Origin of the sequence: Mesorhizobium sp. STM 4661 (assembly GCF_000359125.1) — a bacterium.
Taxonomy (GTDB): domain Bacteria; phylum Pseudomonadota; class Alphaproteobacteria; order Rhizobiales; family Rhizobiaceae; genus Mesorhizobium.
In genome coordinates, this window is the sequence record NZ_CAAF010000041.1 from 21,982 (window position 1) to 40,117 (window position 18,136).

Consider the following 18,136-nt stretch of genomic DNA (forward strand, 5'->3'; position numbering starts at 1 on the left):
ACCCGATCGGTGAAAAGCTCTGGGCATGGAATGGCGCGATGAGGGAATCATTCTCGGCACCCGCAAGCATGGCGAAACCAGTGCCATCCTCGAGGTGATGACACGTGCGCATGGCCGCCACCTCGGCCTCGTGCGCGGCGGCCGCTCGCGCAAGCAGCAGCCGGTGCTGCAGCCCGGCAACCGCGTCGACCTGCTGTGGCGGGCGCGGCTCGACGAGCATCTCGGCACCTTCCAGGCCGAGGCGATCGAGATGAATGCCGCCCGGCTGATGGACAGCGCCGTCGCCGTCTATGGCCTGCAGACCATGGCCGCGCATCTGCGCCTGCTGCCCGAGCGCGACGCCCATGGCGGCCTCTACGAGACGCTGGCCGTGATGATCGTCTACCTCGACGATGCCGATGCCGCCGGCGAACTGGTGGCGCGCTTCGAGTTGCTCGTTCTCGACGAGCTCGGCTTCGGCCTCGATCTCAGCCAGTGCGCGGCGACCGGCGCCGGGCAGGATCTTGCCTATGTCTCGCCGAAATCCGGGCGCGCGGTGTCGCGCCAGGCCGGTGCGCCATGGCGCGACAAGATGCTGCCGCTGCCCGCCTTCCTGCAGCGCGGCTCCGGCCTGCGCGCCGATCCGGCGGCGATCGAGGATGCTTTCCGGCTGACCGGCTTCTTCTTTTCCCGCCATGTCTACGAACCGCGTGGCATCGAGCCGCCCGGCGCTCGCGCCGGCTTCCTCGCGGCGTTGCGCAAGCATCACGCGCCCGGCAAGCCCGTCGCTGGACAAGCCGTCGCCGGAGAGATCACCAGATGAGCGAAGTGGAACTCTATCCCGGCCGGGTTTCGCCGCTCGGCCTCGGCACAATTCCGCATGCCGATATCCTGGAATACACCGGACTTGAGCTGCTCCAGCGCATCATCGACAACAAATACCCGGCGCCGCCGATTTCCTTCCAACTCAGCTTCGACCTTACCGAAGTGTCCGAAGGACGCGCGGTGTTTCGCGGCATGCCGAACGAGCGCTACCTCAATCCGCTCGGCGGCGTGCATGGCGGCTGGGCCGCGACGCTCCTGGATTCGGCTCTTGGCTGTGCGGTGCAGACACTGCTCGACAAGGGTGAGGCCTATACGACACGACGGCTGAGTTCAAGGTGAACCTGACGCGGCCGATCACGCCGAAGACCGGCGAAGTGGTCTGCGAGGGCAAGGTGGTGCACAAGGGTCGCACGCTGGCGGTTTCGGAAGCGACGCTGAAGGATGCCAATGGCAAGCTGCTGGCTTTCGGCACCGAAACATGCTCGATCTTTCCGGCGGCCAATCTGGCGGCCCGTTGAGTTTGCCCGGCCGCTTGGCGGCCGTATTGTCCGGTCGTCGCCTGGCGGCCGTATTTGAGTGTCAGTGAAAACTGCGTGTCAGTGAAACTGGTCTGGTTTGGGGGAACCGCCATGTTCGAAAGCCTGATCGGCCTTGTCGCCATCATCGCGCTGTTTGTCATCATTGCGCGCCAGCAAAGCCGCATCGGCCTGGTCGAGCGCGAGCTTGGCGCGCTGCGCAGCCTCGTGCTTTCGGGCGCGCCTGTGGCTCCGCCGCAGCACAAGCCGGTGGAACAGGCCGCAAACGACAGCAAGCCGACGGATGCAGCGATAGCAGCCGTGGCCGATACTGCCTCGCCATCGGCCGACAAGACTGCGCAAAAGCCGCCGACGGAGGCTGAGGCCGGGGAGGTAAAATCCGGCCCCTGGACCACGGGCAAAACGGCGCCGGCAGGGTCTGCGCCGGCAGAGCCGGCCGTCGCAACGGCGAAGGCGGTCCAGAAACCCGACATCGAAACGGCGCTCGGCACCCGCTGGGCGGTCTGGGTCGGCGGCATCGCGCTGGCGCTGGGTGGCCTGTTCCTGATCCGCTACACCATCGAGGCCGGCATCTTCGGTCCCGGAGTGCGGCTGGGGATGGCCGCATTGCTCGGGCTGGTGCTGGTCGGCGGCGGCGAGTTCATCCGCCGCACCGGCTTCAGACTGCCGGTACAGGGCGCTACCGGCGCCTATATTCCGGCGATCCTGACGGCTGCCGGCGCTTTCATCCTGTTCGGCACTGTCTATGCCGCGCATGGCGTCTACGGCTTCATCGGCCCGGCGCTCGCCTTCACGCTGCTCGGCGCCATCGGCGTGGCGACCATTGCCGCGGCTCTCGTCCACGGCCAGGCGCTGGCCGGCACAGGCCTGCTCGGCGCGATGGTGACGCCGATGCTGATCGCCTCGCAGGCGCCCAATGCCTGGGCGCTGTTCTGCTATCTCGCTATCGTGCTTGCCGCCACCGGCATCATCGCCCGCATGCGCGACTGGACTTTCCTGATGGCGGCCGCCTTTGTCGGCACCGGTCTCTGGACCATCCTCTTCATGACCGACGCGCCGGGTGCCAACCTGCCGGTCATCCTGTTCATCGACGCCGTCACCCTGGTCGTGCTCGCCTTCGTCTGGCTCGGCCGTCGCGGTGGCGAAACGGAACCTGCCAGGGGCTTCGACTGGCCCTCGATCGCCCCTGGTTTCTTCGTCGGTCTTTCGGCCATGGCGCTGTTCGTCGACCCGGCCTACACTGCCGCCAGCGGTGCCTTGCCGGGAGCAGCACTGGTCGCGGCTCTGGTGGCGGTGGCGCTCTACCGGCCTCGGGCGCTGGCGCTCCTGCACGCGGCCGGGCTGGCGACGGTGCTGGTCTATCTCGGCATCATTCCGCCGACCTCCGTCGCTGCCGATTTTTCAGGCGGCGCCGTCGGCGTCGACGGCCAGCCGGCGCTCATATCCGACCCGCTGATGCTCAGGATCGGCATCGGTCTCGGGCTTGTCTTCATCGGCGCCGGCTTCTGGGCCGCGCGCAGGTTCGCGGCAACTGCCTGGGTGCGATCCGCTTCATGGGCGGCATGGAGTGTCATCGCACCGCTGGTCGTTCTCCTGGCGCTCTGGTTCACCTTCGGCAATCTCGACCGCGATCTTGTCTATGCGGCGGCCGCGGCCCTTCTGGTCGTGGTCTTCGCCGCCGGCGGCGAGTGGATCGCTGGTGGCGAGGAACCACCGCTGAAGGGCGGCGCGGCTGTGTCCTTCGCGCTCGGCGGTGCGGCGGTCGCCGGCCTGCTGATGCTGCATATGGCTTTCGGGTCCGGCTTGACCACCATTCTTCTGGGCGCCGCGGCCATCGTGCCGGCGCTGGCCACGCGTTGGCGCGCCTATCCGGTGCTCGGCTGGATTTCGGTCGGCGCGGTCATCGCCGTGCTCGGCCGTGTCGCCTTCGATCCGACAATCGTCGGCGCCCAGTTCCTGTCGACGACGCCGGTGTTCAACTGGCTGCTGCCGGGATATGGCGTGCCGGCGCTCGCCTTCGGCTTCGCCGCCTGGCAGTTCGCCCGCACCACCCCCACACTACCAATGGCTGGCAATGGCCGCCCGCGCCTTGCCATGGAGGCGGCGGCGGCGCTGTTTGCGCTGCTGACCATCGCCATGCTGGTGCGCCACGCCATGCATGGCGGCGTCATCGACACCGGTGTGGTCACGCTCGCCGAGCAGGCGATCTACACGCTGATCGCCATCGGCGCCGGCGCCATCCTGGTCGCCATCGACATGCGCTCGCCGAGCTCGGTGCTGCGCTATGGTTCGATGGCCGCCGGCGTGGTTTCGGTCGCCTTCATCGTCATCCGGCATTTCGTGGTGCTGAACCCGCTGTTCACGGATGAATCGACCGGCCGGATCCCGGTGTTCAACCTGCTGTTCCTGGCCTATCTCCTGCCGGCGGTCGCCGCCGGCGGGCTCGCGTTCTATGTCAGAGACAAGCGGCCGAAATGGTATGCGGCGATGCTGGCGGTGGTGGCGGCGGTGCTTGCCTTCGCCTATGCGACGCTGTCGGTCCGGCGGCTGTTCAAGGGCGAGTTCATCGGCCTGTGGAGCGGCCTCGGCCAGCTCGAAACCTACACCTATTCGGCGCTGTGGCTAGTCATCGGCGTGGCGCTGCTCACCGCCGGCGTCTGGCTGAAATCGCAGGTGCTGCGCATCGCGTCCGCCGCGCTGATCTCGGTTGCCGTGCTGAAAGTCTTCGTCTTCGACATGTCGGAACTGGAAGGCGTGCTGAGAGCGCTGTCCTTCATCGGCCTTGGCGCGGTGCTGATCGGCATCGGCCTGTTCTATCAGCGGCTGCTGACGAGGGCTGCTAAAATCTGAAATTGGGTAGGGTTCAAGCCAGATCGGTCTGCGAAAAATCATTGCCCTTATAGAGGAGTGGTACTCGGTAGGCCTTGGCGCATGCATAGCTGAAGCAGTCGCCGAAGTTCAGCTTCGCGGGATGGCCTACATATCGGCCGTAGTCGCGGGCGGCTTTGACTGCGAGCTCGCGGATGGCGGTATCTATCGCGATCTCGACGGCTTTGAGTTCGGCCAGGAAGCCCATGACGATGGTTTGGCATTGGTCGATCAGGGCGGGTGGTGTCGGAGCTTGGTCGCCGCTTTTTGCGACAGATTTCCTGCGGGCTATCCCAACGATCGCCTCGAACGCGGAACTCGGCGAGAAATAAAGCTTTTCGGCAGATTCGACCTTTCTGAGCAAACGGTCGGAACCCGGTTCATTCAAAATGATCGCGATGACGACCGAGGCGCCGAGAAACATCAGATTTCCCCCATCCTTCGTCCATGAACTTCTTCATGTCGAAAGCAGGGTCATCAGGACCAAGCGCGCTCGCGGCATCCTGAAACTTTTTGATGCGCTCGCGCAGCGGAAGGACAGCGTAAGTTCGTTCGAGCTCGCGCTTGAGAGCGATCCGCACCGCTTCCGTCTTCGTGGGCGCCTTGATGGCAGACTGCAACTGACGCGCCAGTGCGTCGACCTCATCATCACGGATGTAAAGAGACATTTCCAACTTCCTCGCCAGCAGCATATTCCGAGATGGATATACAGAATATGCAGATACGTGTGCTACGGCGCGTTTTCAATCCGTGGCGCGCGGCACCTCGACAGATCGACACTCCGATCGCCAACGGGAATAAGCCGGCACCCGCCGGCGTTATCTCATTGCTTGGGTGACCGGGGCGGCAGGCCGCTTCGCTCTGGCCGCTTGCGCTGCGTCGCGAAGGCGCATTCAATCGGGATGAACAGGGCGACCCCAGAATCAGCGGTCATGGACGAAAAGAAGGCAGCAATCCTTGCCGAAATACCGCGGCTGCGCCGTTACGCACGCTCGCTGCTGCGCGACCGCGATTCCGCCGACGATCTCGTTCAGGACTGTCTCGAACGGGCGCTTGTGCGGCTCGACAACTGGCAGACTGGAGAAAGCCCCAGAAGGTGGCTGTTTACGATCATGCATCATTTGTTCATCGACCAGATGCGCAAGGTCAACCGGCGCGGCGAAGCCACGATGCTGCCGCTGGAAGCGAGCGAAGCGCAGGCAGCACCTGCCGAGCAGGTGGCGGGCATCGCCTCGCGCGAGATCATCGACGCGCTGCAGGCGATCAGCCCCGACCGGCGCGCCGCACTGGTCATGGTCGCCATCGAAGGCTTTTCCTATGCCGAGGCCGCCAACATCCTCGGCGTCCCCGCCGGCACATTGATGTCGCGCATCGCGCGCGGGCGTGAGGAATTGCGCGGATTGCTGGAGGACACCGCGCGCCGCCGCTCGATAAGGATAGTCGAGAAATGACCCGGCACGATTTTTCCGAACGCGACATCCACATGGCCCTCGACGGCGAGTTGCCAGGCGACGAGCGTACGGCGTATGACGCCTGGCTCGACGCCAATCCCGAAATGAAGGCGAGGAGCGCCCGCTATGTCGCCGACGGTGCCGCGCTCCATGCCGCCTTCGCCGGCGTGCTCGATGAGCCGGTGCCGGCGCGGCTGCAGAAAATCGTCTTCGGCGAGACGCCGGCAAGGACGGCGAGAGGCCGCTCGCGCTGGTGGCTTGCGGCCGCCGCGGCGGCGGTGCTGGCTATTGGCGGTGCTGGCGGTTATGTCGCCGGCATCGACCGTCTCGGCCTGGATGACCCCGCAAACGATCAGTTCGCCGAGCAGGCGATCGCGGCCCATGTCATCTATGCCGCCGAAAAACGGTACGCGGTGGAAGTGCCGGCCAGCGACAAGGATCATTTGCAGACCTGGCTGTCCAACCGGATCGGCCTGAAACTGGTCGCACCGGATCTGGCGGCGGAAGGGTTCCAGCTCGTCGGCGGTCGGCTGCTGCCCGCCGGCCACGGCAAGGCTGCGATGCTGCTCTACGAGGACGACAAGGGCGAGCGCATTTCCCTCTTCGTCACCGCCGAATCGGCCGGGAAAGCCAAGGGCACCTACGGATCGGCGGAAAACGGCCCCGAGGCTGTCTACTGGCTGGACAAGGGTTATGCCTGCGCCGTCGTTGGCTCGCTGCCGCGCGCGCAACTGACCTCGGTGGCCAAGAGCGCCTACAGCCAGCTTCTGGCCGGCCTGGCCGGCTGACGGCGCCATTTTCCGAAGTCGGCGCCGCTGTTGAAAGAATGGTCCGTATTGTGGCTGGACCGCCGTCGGAACTGTCACAATTCGGCCCGAATCGAGGTGCGATAGCGCTTGACGAATACCGGTGTTTCCGCCGGTATGACCGATGTTTCGACCAGGGCCGTTTCCACATCCCAATCGAGGTTTTTTGAGCCCCGCATGCCTGCCGAGATTCGCAAGGCCCGCGCGTCTGACGTCGATGACCTCGCCGCCATCGAGAAGGCTGTTTTCTCGAGCGACCGTATCTCCCGCCGCTCCTTTCGCCAGTTGATCGAACGCGAGACCGCCAGGATGCTGGTCGCCGAAAGCGATGGCCGCATCGCCGGCTATGCGGTCGTGCTGTTTCGCAAGGGCAGCGGCGTCGCGCGGCTTTATTCCATTGCCGTTGGCCCCTTCTTCGGCGGGCTCGGCATTGGCCGCATGCTGCTGGAGCGGGCCGAGGAGGCCGCCTTCGAGCATGACCGCATGATGCTGCGCCTCGAGGTGCGCGAGGACAACGACCGGGCCATCCGCATCTATGAGCAGAGCGGCTACCGCAAGATCGGCCGTGAACCCGGCTACTACGAGGACGGCGCTACTGCGCTGCGCTACGAGAAGACCTTGCGCGGCGACATTCCCGTCGCCACCAGGGTGCCGTTCTACCAGCAGACCTGCGAATTCACCTGCGGCCCGTGCTGCCTGATGATGGCGATGGCCAATTTCGATCCCGGCTTCGTGCCGGATCCGGTCATGGAAATCCGTCTGTGGCGCGAAGCGACCACCGTTTTCATGATGTCCGGGCCGGGCGGCTGCGAACCGTTCGGCCTCGCCGTCGCCGGTTATGAAAGCGGCCTCTCGGCGGAGATCCACGTGTCCTTCTACGGCGCGCTGTTCCTGCAGTCGGTGCGCAGCCAGGACAAGCGCCGGGTCATGGAACTGGCGCAGGTCGACTTTCGCCGGCGCGCGGAACTTTACGGCATCCCGGTGAATTACCGTCCATTCGCCATCGACGATATCCGCGCCGCCATCGCCGAAGGGAAACTGGTGCTCGTCCTGATCAGCGGCTTCCTGATGTTCGGCAAGAAGGTTCCGCATTGGGTGCTGGCCATCGGCGACGACGGCGACCATATCCTGATCCACGATCCCTGGGTCGAGGACGAGAGACAGGAGACCATCCTTGATGCCGCCAACATTCCCGTGCCTTACGGCATCTTCATGAACATGGCGCAGTTCGGCCGCGACGGACTACGCGCCGCCATCACGCTAGGAAAGCGCGACAGACAATGACCTGGGTCATCCTCACCGGCCGGCAGAACGATCTCGACCAAGTGGCGACGCCGCACAAGATCATCACCAACCGCGACTATCTTGCGCATCCGTCGCTGTTTCGCGGCCAGCGGCCGAAGGTCATCAACCTGTCGAACAATTACGGCTATCAGAGCCGCGGCTACTATGCCTCGCTGCTCGCCGGCTCGCGCGGCCACAAGGTCATCCCGACGGTCGAGACGATGATCGACCTGTCGGAGCGCAAGCTCTACGAGCACGCGCTGCCGGAGCTTGAGTTGGCGCTCAACAAATGCCGCAAGGATCTCGGCGGCGCCTTTCCGCAGAAGGTCTGCATCTTCTTCGGCATCGGCCCGTCGAAAATATGGGACCGTTTCGCCAAGCTCCTGTTCGACTGGTTCCGGGCGCCGGCGCTGGAGGTCCATATCAAGGACAGCGCCGAATGGGCGTCGATCCGCAAGATCGGCTTCCATCCGCTGATCAGGATGACCGAAGAGGAAAAAGAGCGCTTCCTGCGGTGCCTCGAGACCTACACCAACCGCGAATGGCGCGACACCAAGGGCCGCACGCCGGCGCGCTACACCTTCGCCACGCTGGTCGACCCACATGAGGAATTGCCGCCTTCGGAGATTTCGTCGCTGCGCTACTGGGCCAAGATCGCCGAAAAGATGGGCGTCGAGATCGAACCGATCACCAAGAAGGATCTGGCCAAGCTTGCCAACTACGACGCGCTGTTCATCCGCGAAACCACCTCGATCTCCAACCACACCTACCGTTTCGCCCGCCGCGCCCAGCAGGAAGGCATGCCGGTCATCGACGATCCGCTGTCCATGATCCGCTGCACCAACAAGGTCTATCTCAACGAGCTGATGACCTACAACAAGGTGCCGGTGCCGCCGACGGTGATGATCGCCGGCATCTCGGACCTCGAATTGGCGGCACAGACGCTGGGTTTTCCGCTGGTGCTGAAAATCCCGGACTCATCATTTTCGCGTGGTGTGAAGAAATGCGAGACCTTCGAGGAACTGAAGACACTGGCCACCGAATGGCTGGAGGATTCCGATCTTCTGATCGCGCAAAAATTCATTCCGACCGAATATGACTGGCGTGTCGGCGTGCTCGGTGGCCAGCCCTTGTTTGCCGTGCATTATCTGATGGCCAAGAAGCACTGGCAGATCGTCAACCACAAGGCCAACGGCAAGCCCGACCAGGGCGGCATCAAGACCTTCACGCTGAAGGAGGCGCCGGCCCATGTCGTCGAGACGGCGGTCAAGGCGGCGCGCTGCATCGGCGACGGCCTCTACGGCGTCGACCTCAAGGAGACCAGGGACGGCGTCTTCGTCATCGAGGTCAACGACAATCCCAACCTCGACCATGGCTGGGAGGATTCCGGCGAAAAGGACGAGGTCTGGGTGCGGCTGACGCAATGGTTCCTGGAACGGCTCGACCGGCCTGGGCGACAATCATCCGAGTAGGGGACAGAGATGCTGTTTTTTGTGACCGAGGATTTTAGCGGCTGTGACCGCAAGGAGATCTACCGTCGCTTCCGCGACCAGGGCCGCCTGAAGCCGGACGCGCTTCTCGTGCACCACAGCTGGATCGCGGCGGATATGAGCCGCTGCTTCCTGCTGGTGGAGGCCGATGACGTCACGCTCCTGCGGCGGTGGGTCGTCGAATGGGCGGATCTGGTCGAATTCGAGATCGTGCCCGTGGCGACGAACAAGGACATGGCGGAGGCATTGAGCGGACACCTCTGACCGGACAATTGCCGTCACTGGCCCTCGGATGGCCGAGTGATCAACGCCGGCGATCGCACCGAGCGCAGGCATTCCTCGATCAGCCATGCCCTGAACGCCGCCACCACGTCGCGCCTCAAGCTTCGTTGCGGGATCGTCAGGCAATAGGGCTGGCGCAGCTCCAGCGCCTGTGCGACGGGCCTGACCAGCCTGCCGTCTTCCACCGCCTCGGCGCAGAAGACGCCCTGCGCCAGCGCGACACCGAGGCCCGACATGGCGAGGTCGAGTGCAGCCCGCGACGAATTCGCCGACAGACCGCGTTGGCTCGCGCGGCCAGGCTCGATGCCGGCCGTCTCGAACCAACTGCGCCAGGATGGAAAGGACGCGCCTGTCGGCCCCCAATCCGTATGGATCAACGGCAAGCGGACGAGGGCGGCGGCGCCTTCAAGATCGCTGATCTCCCTTGCCATCACGGGTGCGCAAACGGGATAGACGGCGTCCCTCACGATGTCTTCCGTTGCCTGGTCGCGATAGTGGGAGCGCCCATAGGAAAGACGTATGTCGATCAGGTCGCGGTCGAACGACACCGGATCGTCTTCGCCTCTCAGCGATATGTCGACCGCGCCATGGCTGGCGACAAAGCCCGTCAGGCGCGTCGAGAGCCAGCCCATCGCCATGGACGGCGGCACCGAGACGACAAGCCGCGATCGAAACTCCGCGCCACTGAGCTCGCGCGACACGCTGCCGATCTCCTCGAAGGCCGTCGTCAGCCGAGGCAGCATTTCCCGGCCGGCATCGGTCAGCACGGCACGGCGATTGACCCGGTGAAACAGCTTGCGGCCCATCTGATCCTCGATGGTCCGGATCAGCTGGCTGACAGCGGCCGCGGAAATCGAAAGTTCTTCGGCTGCGGCGGCAAAGCTGCCGCAGCGCGCCGCAGCCTCGAAAGCCTGGAGTCCCCGCAAGGATGGAAGTGCGACCATGGCGACCAATAGATAAGTTGCGCTTATCTAAATTGCAGAAATCCTCGTTTTGCGAAAGCTGGTTTGGCGATTAGGCTCATCCGATCGACAGTGCGGGATCAAGACCAATGGACCATCGCGACGTGATCGCATCACTGACGCAGCAACAGCGCGACAGGCTGACCGCCAAGTCGGATCGCCTCGGGCTGCTGCAGCTTGCCGGCCATTGGGGCGCGATCATCGTCATTGGTGCGCTGATCATCGCCAAGGTGCCGTACTGGCCGCTGCTGATGCTGCCGCAAGGCATCCTCATCGTTTTCCTGTTCACGCTTCTTCACGAGACGGTTCATCGCACGGCTTTCGAAACACAGCGGCTGAACGATTTCGTGGCGCGCGTCTGCAGCCTGGCGATCGCGCTGCCGGCCGACTGGTTCCGCTATTTCCATTTCGCCCATCACCGCTTCACCCAGGATCCCCAGAACGACCCGGAACTGGCCTTCCCGAAGCCCGAAACCTGGCGTCAGTATCTCATCCACGTCTCCGGGCTTCCGGTGTGGTGGGGCCACTTCAAGACGCTCTACACCCATGCCACCGGCCGATGCCGGGACAGCTACGTGCCGCCAAAAGGCCGGCCCAAGGTGCGCGCCGAGGCCCGTGCCATGATTGCCTTCTATGCCGTCGTGCTTGTGCTGGCCGTCTGGCTCCGGGCAACCACGCTGCTCTATGTCTGGATTCTGCCGGCGCTGCTCGGACAGCCGTTCCTGCGCCTCTATCTCCTGGCTGAACATGGCCGTTGTCCGTTAGTGGCCAACATGTTGGAAAACACCCGGACCACGCTGACCAACTGGTTTGTCCGCAAGCTCGCCTGGAATATGCCCTTTCACGCCGAGCATCATGCCTATCCGGGTGTGCCGTTCCATCAGCTGCCGACGTTTCACGCCCTGATCGAGCGCCATCTAAAGGAGATCGAAGCCGGCTATGTGCGCTTCCACGAAAAATATATCGAAACATTGCGCTGATCTGAGGTGTCTCAGGCCGAGCCGGATGTTGCGCTCAGCCTGATTGCCTGATCGCCGCGCGCGACTCGAGCAGTCGAGCGATATCCGCCGCCTTCGATGGCACGCCAATCAGATAGCCTTGGGCCTCGACACAGCCCTCCTTGCGCAGGAACTCCAGCTGAGCTTCGGTTTCGACACCTTCGGCGGTGACGGTGATGCCAAGCTGCGCGCCGAGCCCGATGACCGTGCGCACGATCGCGGCGGTATCGCGGTTGTCGATATCACGGATGAAGGAGCGGTCGATCTTGATCTTGTCGACCGGGAAGCGGCGGAGATAGCCGAGCGACGAATAGCCAATACCGAAATCGTCCAGCGCGATGCGGATGCCGAGCTCGCGCAACTGCCTGAGTGTCTTCAGCACCGTATCGCTTTCGTCCATCAGCACCGTTTCGGTGATCTCCAGTTCCAGCCGGCTGGCCGGCACACCGGAAAATGCCAGCGCCGAGATGACGCTGCGGGCAAAGGTGCCGCTTTTGATCTGCGCAGCCGAGACGTTGACCGCGATACGCAGCCCATGCGGCCAGCCCGCCGCCACCGTGCAGGCTTTCCTCAGCGCCCATTCGCCAAGCGGCACGATCAGCCCGATTTCTTCGGCAACCGGTATGAAATCGTCCGGAGGCACCCGGCCGCGTGTCGGCGAATACCATCGCATCAACGCCTCGGAGCCAACGATGTCGCTGGAGGCGATGTTCATGATGGGTTGGAAATCCAGCTCGAATTCCCGCCGCGGCAACGCCGCCTCGAGGTCGGTTTCGAGTGCGCGGCGTGCCCGCACCATTGCATCCATGCCGGGCTCGAAGAAACGGTAAACGTTGCGGCCTTCGCTCTTTGCCCGGTAGAGGGCCATGTCGGCGTTTTTCAAGAGCGTGTCGGCGTCCGTGCCATCGTTGGGGAAAAGCGCGATGCCGAGGCTGATGCCGACATGCATGTCGCGGCTTTTGTCGCGAAACGGTTTTCCGACGATGTCGACGATGCGTTTTGCCAGTTTTTCCGCATCGCTGGCGCCTTTGGGATTGAACTGGATGATGACGAACTCGTCGCCGCCGAAACGCGCGACGACGTCCGTTTCATTGCGCAGGGAACGCTGCAGCCGTTCAGCCACGCATTTCAGCAGCCAGTCGCCGGCAGGATGTCCCCACGTATCGTTGACGGCCTTGAAGCGGTCGAGGTCGAGCGACAATATCGCCAGATCCGTGGCCTCGCGCAGGGCTTGGTCGAGCCGGTCGCGGAACATCGAACGATTGGGCAGGTTGGTCAGCGTATCGTGAAGCGCAAGATGGGTCATGCGCTCTTCGACGCGCCGGCGCTCGGTGACGTCGTCGAAGGTCGCCACCCAGCCGCCGCCACCCATCGGTCGCTGTACGACCGAAAGGGTCCTGCCATCGGCAAGATGGCGGTGGGTCGATCGCATTTCTCCGGCTTGAAGGCTGGCCGCGGTGCTCGAGATTTCGCGATCGATGTCGATCCCCGCATAGATGCCCAGGCGCAAGAGCTGCTCGATCAGGTCGTGGTGGCTCATGCCAAGCGGAAAGTCGGCCGGCGTTACCTTGTAGAGTTCCAGAAAGCGTTCGTTGCGCACGATCAGCTTGCCGTCGGCGTCGTACATCAACAGGCCTTGCGACATGTTGGCGAGTGCTGCGTCGAAGCGGCGGTGCTGTTCCTTCAGCTCTCGTTCGGCGCGCCGTTGCTCGGTGATGTCCTCGTAGATCGACACCCAGCCGCCCGAAGCCAACGGCCGGTGCGAAATGTCGATGATGCGCCCGTCCGACAGCGTTTCCTCATAGGTCGAGGGTTTCGCCCGGTCGATATAGGGCTTGCGGATGGCGTAGAGTTCTTCGGCGCTCTGCGAGGCGACGCCGATGTCGACGCTGTGCTGGAGGATGTCGAAAAACCGGATGCCGGGCCGCACGATTTCGGTGTCGAGGCAGAAGATGCTGACATAGTTGCCGTTGCAGATGATCATCCGCTCGTCGGCATCGAACATGCACAGCCCATGCGACATGTTCTCGACGGCCGCCGAAAAGCGCTCGTTCTGCTCGCGCAGTTCGTCTTCGATGCGCCGCTTCGGGCCGATGCCTCCGGCGTCGCGCCTGCGCGCGGGCGAACCAGCCTTGGCATGGGCGAGAGGCATGTGCGGGCCTGCGGACCGTGATCGGACACGATACTGTTGTCTGTTCCGGTTAATTTACCGTTCTTCAATCAACCGGCGCTGCTGCAGGTTGACTGGTTCTAAACACGATGACTTAGATGGATTGACACCGGTTCAGGGGATGATCACGAAATGGTAGACTCATGATCTCCGGCCGCCAAACCGCATCCTCAATCGAGCGTGCCATCCTCGGCGTGCGTGCCGAGGAGGAGAAGCTTGCCGTCATGGCGCGCACGTCCGCCGAGGATGCCGTGCGATTGCGAACCGAACAGGCCGAAGACTTCAAGACGCTGGCCGCGATCCGGCTCGAGGCTCTGCTGAGCAAGGAAGTTGCAGGCGAGATCGATAGTGTGGAACGGCAAGCCCTCGATCTGGTCGAACGCGGACGCCAGCGGCTCTCATCAGCGGCGGATCGTCGTGCGAGCGCGCTGGAAGCCACGCTCGCGGCGGAAGCCGATCATGCCGAAAAGGCCGCCGCCGTTGATGCCCTGGGCGATCGGATCGAGGGCTTGGCCGCTAGCGTGGAGGCATCGATCCAACAGGATTCTGCCTGGAAAACCCAGCAGGAGCGGGTTGTTCGGGCGGAAATCGTTGCCAAAGGCCGGAGCGGAGAAGGCTGGAGCAATCGCTGAGCCAGTTTCTTCAACGCGGCTATGGCGATCCCATGGGCGGTTTCACCAATGGCGACGTCATTGGAGGCGTTATCGGCGGCATTCTTTCGGGTGCGCTCAGATCCCGCAATCTCGATGATGCGCTGAACGGCGGTTTTCGCCAGCGCGCGCCGCGCTTGCCGGGAGGCTTCGGTGGTGGCTTGCGCCTGCCGAGAGGCGGATCCGGGGGAGGACTTGGCCGTCCGCCCGCAGGCGGCGGATTCCGCACCGGGGGCCGTTTCTAGCTTCCGTATTCAGGGTGCTTCTGGCGCCGCGATTTCTCGATGGCCGCATACCGCCTGAGGAAGGCGTTTTGCGCCCACGTCACCGAACGCGGCGTGAAATCGAAGCGCTCTGCGTTGAAGCCGCGCGGCCGGCCGAAGAACTCGGTTGCCTCGGCTGTGGAGAAGCCGGCCAGCAGCGTCGCCTCATAATAGGCAGCGATCTGGTCGGCGCGCTTGATCCGCTTGCGCAGGCCTTCACCCGGTTCGGCCGGTAGCGAAAAGCGCTGGTGGATGGCGCGCTGAAGTCGAAGCTCGCAATCCTTGTAGCTGCCGCCCATAACCGATTTGAACGGTGAGATCATGTCGCCAATGACATATTCAGGCGCATCGTGCAGCAGCGTCGCGAGCCGCGCATCGGGCGAAGCGTCCGGCACCAGCTCGCCAAAAAGCGCCTCGACCAGCAGCGAATGCTGGGCGACCGAAAACGCGTGGTCACCGCTGGTCTGGCCGTTCCAACGGGCGACGCGGGCAAGCCCGTGCGCGATGTCGGAAATCTCGATGTCGAGTGGCGAGGGGTCGAGAAGGTCGAGCCGCCGGCCGGACAACATGCGCTGCCAGGCGCGCGGCGGCGCCCCGGCGCGATCGGCCGCCATCAGGCCTCCTCCGCGCCGACGGCTTCCTGTGGAAAAGTAAATTTCGCCCAGGCCGGAATGGTGAGCGCGACGGCGACATCACCCGCCATAACAGACTGGCCGGCGTCGAGCGCCGCCTTGACCCGGTCGATGCGCGCAATGGCAAGACCTGCCGTCCCGGCGGTTGAGCCAAGTGTCCCGACCGGCCGCTCGCCGACCGTCAGCTCCGTGCCTGGCGCGGGCAGCGGCCGCTCTGCCCTGGCGATCAACACCCGCCGCCTGGCGGTGCCGCGATGCTGCATGCGCGAGACCACTTCCTGGCCGACATAGCAACCCTTTTTGAAACCGACGCCGCCGGTCTCGTCGAGCAGCACGTCATGCGGGAAGGCATCGCCAAGCTGGTAGTCGCTGCCGCTTTCGGCGATGCCATGGACGACACGCAAGGCCTGCCATGCGGCGAGGTCGCCCTTGTCTGCGCCGCTCCCATGGGAGCGGCTAACGGCTGCTTCGAAGAAGCGTGCATCGGCAACCCCGGTTGAATCAGATTGCGAAGTGGTTGAATCACTGCCCCACGCAACAACAACAAGCCCCTGGTCGGCTTTGGCAATTTCGACCTTGGCGCGCAATTTGTAGAGCATCAGCCGGCGCACGAAGTCGTCGGCGACATCGGCGCGGCATTCGAGGTGCAAGGCATCGTCGCCAGCGCGTGAGATCAGGAAATCGAACAGGATCTTGCCTTGCGGCGTCAAAAGCGCACCTGGCTTTGCCTGGCCGGAAGCAAGCGTGTCGAGATCGGTGGTCAGGATGTTCTGCAAAAAATGCTCGGCATCCGGGCCTGACACCGAAATGAGCGCACGGTCTCTAAGCAGGGCAAAGGGCATGGGCTGGACAAAACCTGATCTTGCAAAACGGTCGGCCTTTACGTAAGCCGGCCACACTCCCCCCGCAAGAGATTGGATCGGCATGGCCACGACCTACGACCTCATCCTGACAGGCGGCACGTTGGTCAATCACGACGGCGAGGGCTTTCGCGATGTCGGCGTCAAGGACGGGCGCATTGCGGCAATAGGCGATCTCGGCCAGGGATCGGCCGGCGAGACGATCGACTGCCGCGGCCTGCACATCCTGCCTGGTGTCGTCGACAGCCAGGTGCATTTCCGCGAGCCGGGGCTGGAGCACAAGGAAGATCTGGAGACCGGCTCGCACGCGGCGGCGCTCGGCGGCGTCACCGCCGTGTTCGAAATGCCCAACACCAATCCGTTGACCACCAGCGACGCCGCCCTTGCCGACAAGGTGCGGCGCGCTTCCGGCCGCATGCATTGCGACTTTGCCTTCTGGGTTGGCGGCACCCGCGACAATGCCGGTGATGCCGGCGAACTGGAGCGGCTGCCCGGTGCTGCCGGCATAAAAGTGTTCATGGGCTCGTCCACCGGCGACCTGCTGGTCGAGGACGACGAGGGTGTCGCCGCGATCCTTAGGAATACGCGCCGCCGCGCCGCCTTCCACTCCGAGGACGAGTTCCGGTTGCGCGAGCGGCTGGGTGAGCGCATCGAGGGCGATCCGTCCTCGCATCCGGTCTGGCGCGACGAGATCGCGGCATTGCGCTGCACCGAGCGGCTGGTGCGCATCGCGCGCCAGGTTCGTGCCCGCATCCATGTGCTGCACATCTCGACCGCCGAGGAGATAGCCTTCCTCGAACGGCACAAGGATGTCGCCACCTGCGAAGCGACGCCGCACCACCTGACGCTCGCCGCCGACGATTATGCGCGGCTCGGCACACTGATCCAGATGAACCCGCCGGTGCGCGCAGCACGCCACCGCGACGGCGTCTGGCACGGCATTGCGCAAGGCATCGTCGACGTGCTCGGTTCCGACCACGCCCCACACACGCTGGCCGAGAAGGCAAAGCCCTATCCGGCCTCGCCATCGGGAATGACCGGCGTGCAGACGTTGGTGCCGATCATGCTCGACCACGTCAATGCCGGCCGGTTGACCTTGCAGCGCTTCGTCGATCTCTCCAGCCATGGTCCGCAGCGCATCTTCGGCATGGCGAGAAAAGGCCGCATCGCCGCCGGCTACGACGCCGATTTCACTATTGTCGACCTGAAGCGCCGTGAGACCATCACCAATGCGCAGGCCGGCTCCAAGGCCGGCTGGACGCCCTATGACGGCAAGGAAGTCACCGGCTGGCCGGTCGGCACAATCGTGCGCGGCTGGCGCGTGATGTGGGAGGGCGAGATCGTCACGCCCGGACAGGGCAGGGCCGTGGAGTTTTCCGAGGCGCTGGCGGTGTAGCCGTTTCCACGGTGTTGGATTTTTTAAGTACCGTGCATTATGTTGCTGGGGTTATGAACGCAGATATCGCGCCCATGATTGTCCCCGCCGAGTTTCCGGAACTCCAGGCTCTCGCCTGGAACCGTGACGTGGCGCGTCCGATTCCCGCCGAAGAAGCTTTCGCGCTGTATGAGCGCAATTGGCGATTTATCGATCAAAAGCGTCTTACGGCGCGTGAAAAGCTGCTTATACGGAATCTCGCCAACGAATTCGGTCATGGCGTCCTGTTGATCACCCGGTAAAGTTCTTCTGCTCTCCTGATCTTTCTCCTTGCTTCTACAACCATCAACAGGACACACAGCGAGCGGAAGTCATGAAGGAGTTCAAAAGGCCAGAACACCGGATAATTGCCGAAACCCTCGGACTAATGGATCGCGAATTCCTGGCCGCAAACCAATGCTGGTTCGGCGGCGGGACGGCGATTGTCATGAAACTCGGCGAATATCGACGGTCACTGGACGTGGATTTCCTATGCGCCGACGCTGATGGCTATCGCGAACTGCGAACCCGTGCGACCGAACGGGGCGTCAGGGCGTTCTTCCCCGAAGCTGTTGAGGCCGTTCGGGATTTCCAAATCGATCAGTATGGTTTGAGAACGGTTTTGCGGCTCAAGGGGCAATTGATCAAATTCGAAATCATCCGCGA

General features: G+C 63.8%; 19 protein-coding genes and 1 pseudogene. 14 read left to right on the forward strand and 6 right to left on the reverse strand.

What is annotated here, in order from left to right; genetic code table 11:
- Window positions 1-25 precede the first annotated feature (25 nt).
- The 3 genes and pseudogenes from recO (at window position 26) to MESS4_RS13370 (ending at window position 4,190) form a co-directional block, all read left to right on the forward strand.
- A complete protein-coding gene (recO, locus tag MESS4_RS13360; RefSeq protein WP_006331231.1) occupies window positions 26-802 on the forward strand; it encodes a DNA repair protein RecO in 777 nt (258 codons plus the stop codon).
- Window positions 799-1,322 (forward strand): annotated as a pseudogene (locus MESS4_RS13365) (PaaI family thioesterase). The gene recO and the pseudogene MESS4_RS13365 overlap by 4 nt, the downstream one beginning before the upstream one ends.
- A 111-nt stretch (window positions 1,323-1,433) precedes the next feature.
- Complete coding sequence (locus MESS4_RS13370) at window positions 1,434-4,190, forward strand: DUF2339 domain-containing protein (protein ID WP_006331233.1); 2,757 nt, start codon at window positions 1,434-1,436, stop codon at window positions 4,188-4,190.
- 13 nt (window positions 4,191-4,203) lie between these two features.
- Here MESS4_RS13370 and MESS4_RS13375 read toward each other — a convergent pair whose 3' ends face one another.
- Together MESS4_RS13375 and MESS4_RS13380 are read right to left on the reverse strand one after the other, a co-directional pair.
- Entirely contained in the window at window positions 4,204-4,632 is a 429-nt protein-coding gene (locus tag MESS4_RS13375; RefSeq protein WP_006331235.1) for a type II toxin-antitoxin system VapC family toxin, read from the reverse strand.
- Entirely contained in the window at window positions 4,589-4,876 is a 288-nt protein-coding gene (locus tag MESS4_RS13380) for a type II toxin-antitoxin system VapB family antitoxin (RefSeq protein ID WP_006331236.1), read from the reverse strand. Before MESS4_RS13380 ends, MESS4_RS13375 begins: the two co-directional genes overlap by 44 nt.
- 264 nt (window positions 4,877-5,140) lie before the next feature.
- On the opposite strand from MESS4_RS13380, the gene MESS4_RS13385 reads away from it, so the two are divergent.
- From MESS4_RS13385 to MESS4_RS13405, 5 genes are all read left to right on the forward strand, one after another.
- The gene (locus MESS4_RS13385) at window positions 5,141-5,659 is read left to right on the forward strand and encodes an RNA polymerase sigma factor (RefSeq protein WP_006331237.1); all 519 of its coding nucleotides are present in this window, start codon (window positions 5,141-5,143) and stop codon (window positions 5,657-5,659) included.
- The gene (locus MESS4_RS13390) at window positions 5,656-6,447 is read left to right on the forward strand and encodes an anti-sigma factor (protein ID WP_006331239.1); all 792 of its coding nucleotides are present in this window, start codon (window positions 5,656-5,658) and stop codon (window positions 6,445-6,447) included. The genes MESS4_RS13385 and MESS4_RS13390 overlap by 4 nt, the downstream gene beginning before the upstream one ends.
- Window positions 6,448-6,642: 195 nt before the next feature.
- The gene (locus MESS4_RS13395) at window positions 6,643-7,749 is read left to right on the forward strand and encodes a peptidase C39 family protein (protein WP_006331244.1); all 1,107 of its coding nucleotides are present in this window, start codon (window positions 6,643-6,645) and stop codon (window positions 7,747-7,749) included.
- Window positions 7,746-9,221 carry a RimK family alpha-L-glutamate ligase gene (locus MESS4_RS13400; RefSeq protein WP_006331249.1) on the forward strand — a complete coding sequence of 492 codons (1,476 nt, stop codon included), beginning with the start codon at window positions 7,746-7,748 and terminating at the stop codon, window positions 9,219-9,221. The genes MESS4_RS13395 and MESS4_RS13400 overlap by 4 nt, the downstream gene beginning before the upstream one ends.
- A gap of 9 nt (window positions 9,222-9,230) precedes the next feature.
- Window positions 9,231-9,503 (forward strand): DUF3303 family protein, encoded by a 273-nt coding sequence (locus MESS4_RS13405; protein WP_006331250.1) that lies wholly within the window; start codon window positions 9,231-9,233, stop codon window positions 9,501-9,503.
- 14 nt (window positions 9,504-9,517) lie between these two features.
- Here the strand turns inward: MESS4_RS13405 and MESS4_RS13410 are convergent, their stop codons facing one another.
- Window positions 9,518-10,465: a LysR substrate-binding domain-containing protein gene (locus tag MESS4_RS13410; RefSeq protein WP_006331251.1), complete on the reverse strand. Its 948-nt coding sequence runs from the start codon at window positions 10,463-10,465 to the stop codon at window positions 9,518-9,520.
- A 107-nt stretch (window positions 10,466-10,572) separates the two neighbouring features.
- Between MESS4_RS13410 and MESS4_RS13415 the strand changes: the two genes are divergently transcribed.
- Window positions 10,573-11,463 (forward strand): fatty acid desaturase family protein, encoded by an 891-nt coding sequence (locus MESS4_RS13415; protein WP_006331253.1) that lies wholly within the window; start codon window positions 10,573-10,575, stop codon window positions 11,461-11,463.
- A gap of 34 nt (window positions 11,464-11,497) precedes the next feature.
- On the opposite strand, the gene MESS4_RS13420 is transcribed toward MESS4_RS13415, so the two are convergent.
- Window positions 11,498-13,633 (reverse strand): EAL domain-containing protein, encoded by a 2,136-nt coding sequence (locus tag MESS4_RS13420; RefSeq protein ID WP_006331257.1) that lies wholly within the window; start codon window positions 13,631-13,633, stop codon window positions 11,498-11,500.
- Window positions 13,634-13,794: 161 nt separating this feature from the next.
- Here MESS4_RS13420 and MESS4_RS13425 point away from each other — a divergent pair, with 161 nt between their 5' ends.
- Together MESS4_RS13425 and MESS4_RS31165 are read left to right on the forward strand one after the other, a co-directional pair.
- Window positions 13,795-14,283 carry a hypothetical protein gene (locus MESS4_RS13425; protein WP_006331260.1) on the forward strand — a complete coding sequence of 163 codons (489 nt, stop codon included), beginning with the start codon at window positions 13,795-13,797 and terminating at the stop codon, window positions 14,281-14,283.
- A gap of 32 nt (window positions 14,284-14,315) precedes the next feature.
- Entirely contained in the window at window positions 14,316-14,546 is a 231-nt protein-coding gene (locus MESS4_RS31165; protein ID WP_006331261.1) for a hypothetical protein, read from the forward strand.
- Here the strand turns inward: MESS4_RS31165 and MESS4_RS13435 are convergent.
- Complete coding sequence (locus tag MESS4_RS13435) at window positions 14,543-15,178, reverse strand: HD family hydrolase (RefSeq protein ID WP_006331262.1); 636 nt, start codon at window positions 15,176-15,178, stop codon at window positions 14,543-14,545. The two genes, MESS4_RS31165 and MESS4_RS13435, sit on opposite strands and share 4 nt — an antisense overlap.
- Window positions 15,178-16,038 (reverse strand): folate-binding protein YgfZ, encoded by an 861-nt coding sequence (locus MESS4_RS13440; RefSeq protein WP_006331264.1) that lies wholly within the window; start codon window positions 16,036-16,038, stop codon window positions 15,178-15,180. The genes MESS4_RS13435 and MESS4_RS13440 overlap by 1 nt, the downstream gene beginning before the upstream one ends.
- An 82-nt stretch (window positions 16,039-16,120) precedes the next feature.
- On the opposite strand from MESS4_RS13440, the gene MESS4_RS13445 reads away from it, so the two are divergent.
- From MESS4_RS13445 to MESS4_RS13455, 3 genes are all read left to right on the forward strand, one after another.
- A complete protein-coding gene (locus MESS4_RS13445) occupies window positions 16,121-17,452 on the forward strand; it encodes a dihydroorotase (protein WP_006331265.1) in 1,332 nt (443 codons plus the stop codon).
- Window positions 17,453-17,505: 53 nt separating this feature from the next.
- A complete protein-coding gene (locus tag MESS4_RS13450) occupies window positions 17,506-17,733 on the forward strand; it encodes a hypothetical protein (RefSeq protein WP_006331266.1) in 228 nt (75 codons plus the stop codon).
- Window positions 17,734-17,804: 71 nt separating this feature from the next.
- On the forward strand, window positions 17,805-18,136 hold a 332-nt coding region (locus MESS4_RS13455; protein WP_036241220.1), incomplete at its 3' end, for a nucleotidyl transferase AbiEii/AbiGii toxin family protein.

Bases quoted from the DNA above. Each gene is read 5' to 3' on its own strand.
- MESS4_RS13450 (WP_006331266.1), top strand. From the start codon at position 17,506: ATGAACGCAGATATCGCGCCCATGATTGTCCCCGCCGAGTTTCCGGAA.
- MESS4_RS13415 (WP_006331253.1), top strand. From the start codon at position 10,573: ATGGACCATCGCGACGTGATCGCATCACTGACGCAGCAACAGCGCGAC.
- MESS4_RS13405 (WP_006331250.1), top strand. From the start codon at position 9,231: ATGCTGTTTTTTGTGACCGAGGATTTTAGCGGCTGTGACCGCAAGGAG.
- MESS4_RS13390 (WP_006331239.1), top strand. From the start codon at position 5,656: ATGACCCGGCACGATTTTTCCGAACGCGACATCCACATGGCCCTCGAC.
- MESS4_RS13400 (WP_006331249.1), top strand. From the start codon at position 7,746: ATGACCTGGGTCATCCTCACCGGCCGGCAGAACGATCTCGACCAAGTG.
- MESS4_RS13385 (WP_006331237.1), top strand. From the start codon at position 5,141: ATGGACGAAAAGAAGGCAGCAATCCTTGCCGAAATACCGCGGCTGCGC.
- MESS4_RS13380 (WP_006331236.1), bottom strand. From the start codon at position 4,876: ATGTCTCTTTACATCCGTGATGATGAGGTCGACGCACTGGCGCGTCAG.
- MESS4_RS13435 (WP_006331262.1), bottom strand. From the start codon at position 15,178: ATGGCGGCCGATCGCGCCGGGGCGCCGCCGCGCGCCTGGCAGCGCATG.
- MESS4_RS13375 (WP_006331235.1), bottom strand. From the start codon at position 4,632: ATGTTTCTCGGCGCCTCGGTCGTCATCGCGATCATTTTGAATGAACCG.
- MESS4_RS13410 (WP_006331251.1), bottom strand. From the start codon at position 10,465: ATGGTCGCACTTCCATCCTTGCGGGGACTCCAGGCTTTCGAGGCTGCG.
- MESS4_RS31165 (WP_006331261.1), top strand. From the start codon at position 14,316: ATGGGCGGTTTCACCAATGGCGACGTCATTGGAGGCGTTATCGGCGGC.
- MESS4_RS13370 (WP_006331233.1), top strand. From the start codon at position 1,434: ATGTTCGAAAGCCTGATCGGCCTTGTCGCCATCATCGCGCTGTTTGTC.
- MESS4_RS13420 (WP_006331257.1), bottom strand. From the start codon at position 13,633: ATGCCTCTCGCCCATGCCAAGGCTGGTTCGCCCGCGCGCAGGCGCGAC.
- MESS4_RS13425 (WP_006331260.1), top strand. From the start codon at position 13,795: ATGATCTCCGGCCGCCAAACCGCATCCTCAATCGAGCGTGCCATCCTC.
- MESS4_RS13395 (WP_006331244.1), top strand. From the start codon at position 6,643: ATGCCTGCCGAGATTCGCAAGGCCCGCGCGTCTGACGTCGATGACCTC.
- recO (WP_006331231.1), top strand. From the start codon at position 26: ATGGAATGGCGCGATGAGGGAATCATTCTCGGCACCCGCAAGCATGGC.
- MESS4_RS13440 (WP_006331264.1), bottom strand. From the start codon at position 16,038: ATGCCCTTTGCCCTGCTTAGAGACCGTGCGCTCATTTCGGTGTCAGGC.
- MESS4_RS13445 (WP_006331265.1), top strand. From the start codon at position 16,121: ATGGCCACGACCTACGACCTCATCCTGACAGGCGGCACGTTGGTCAAT.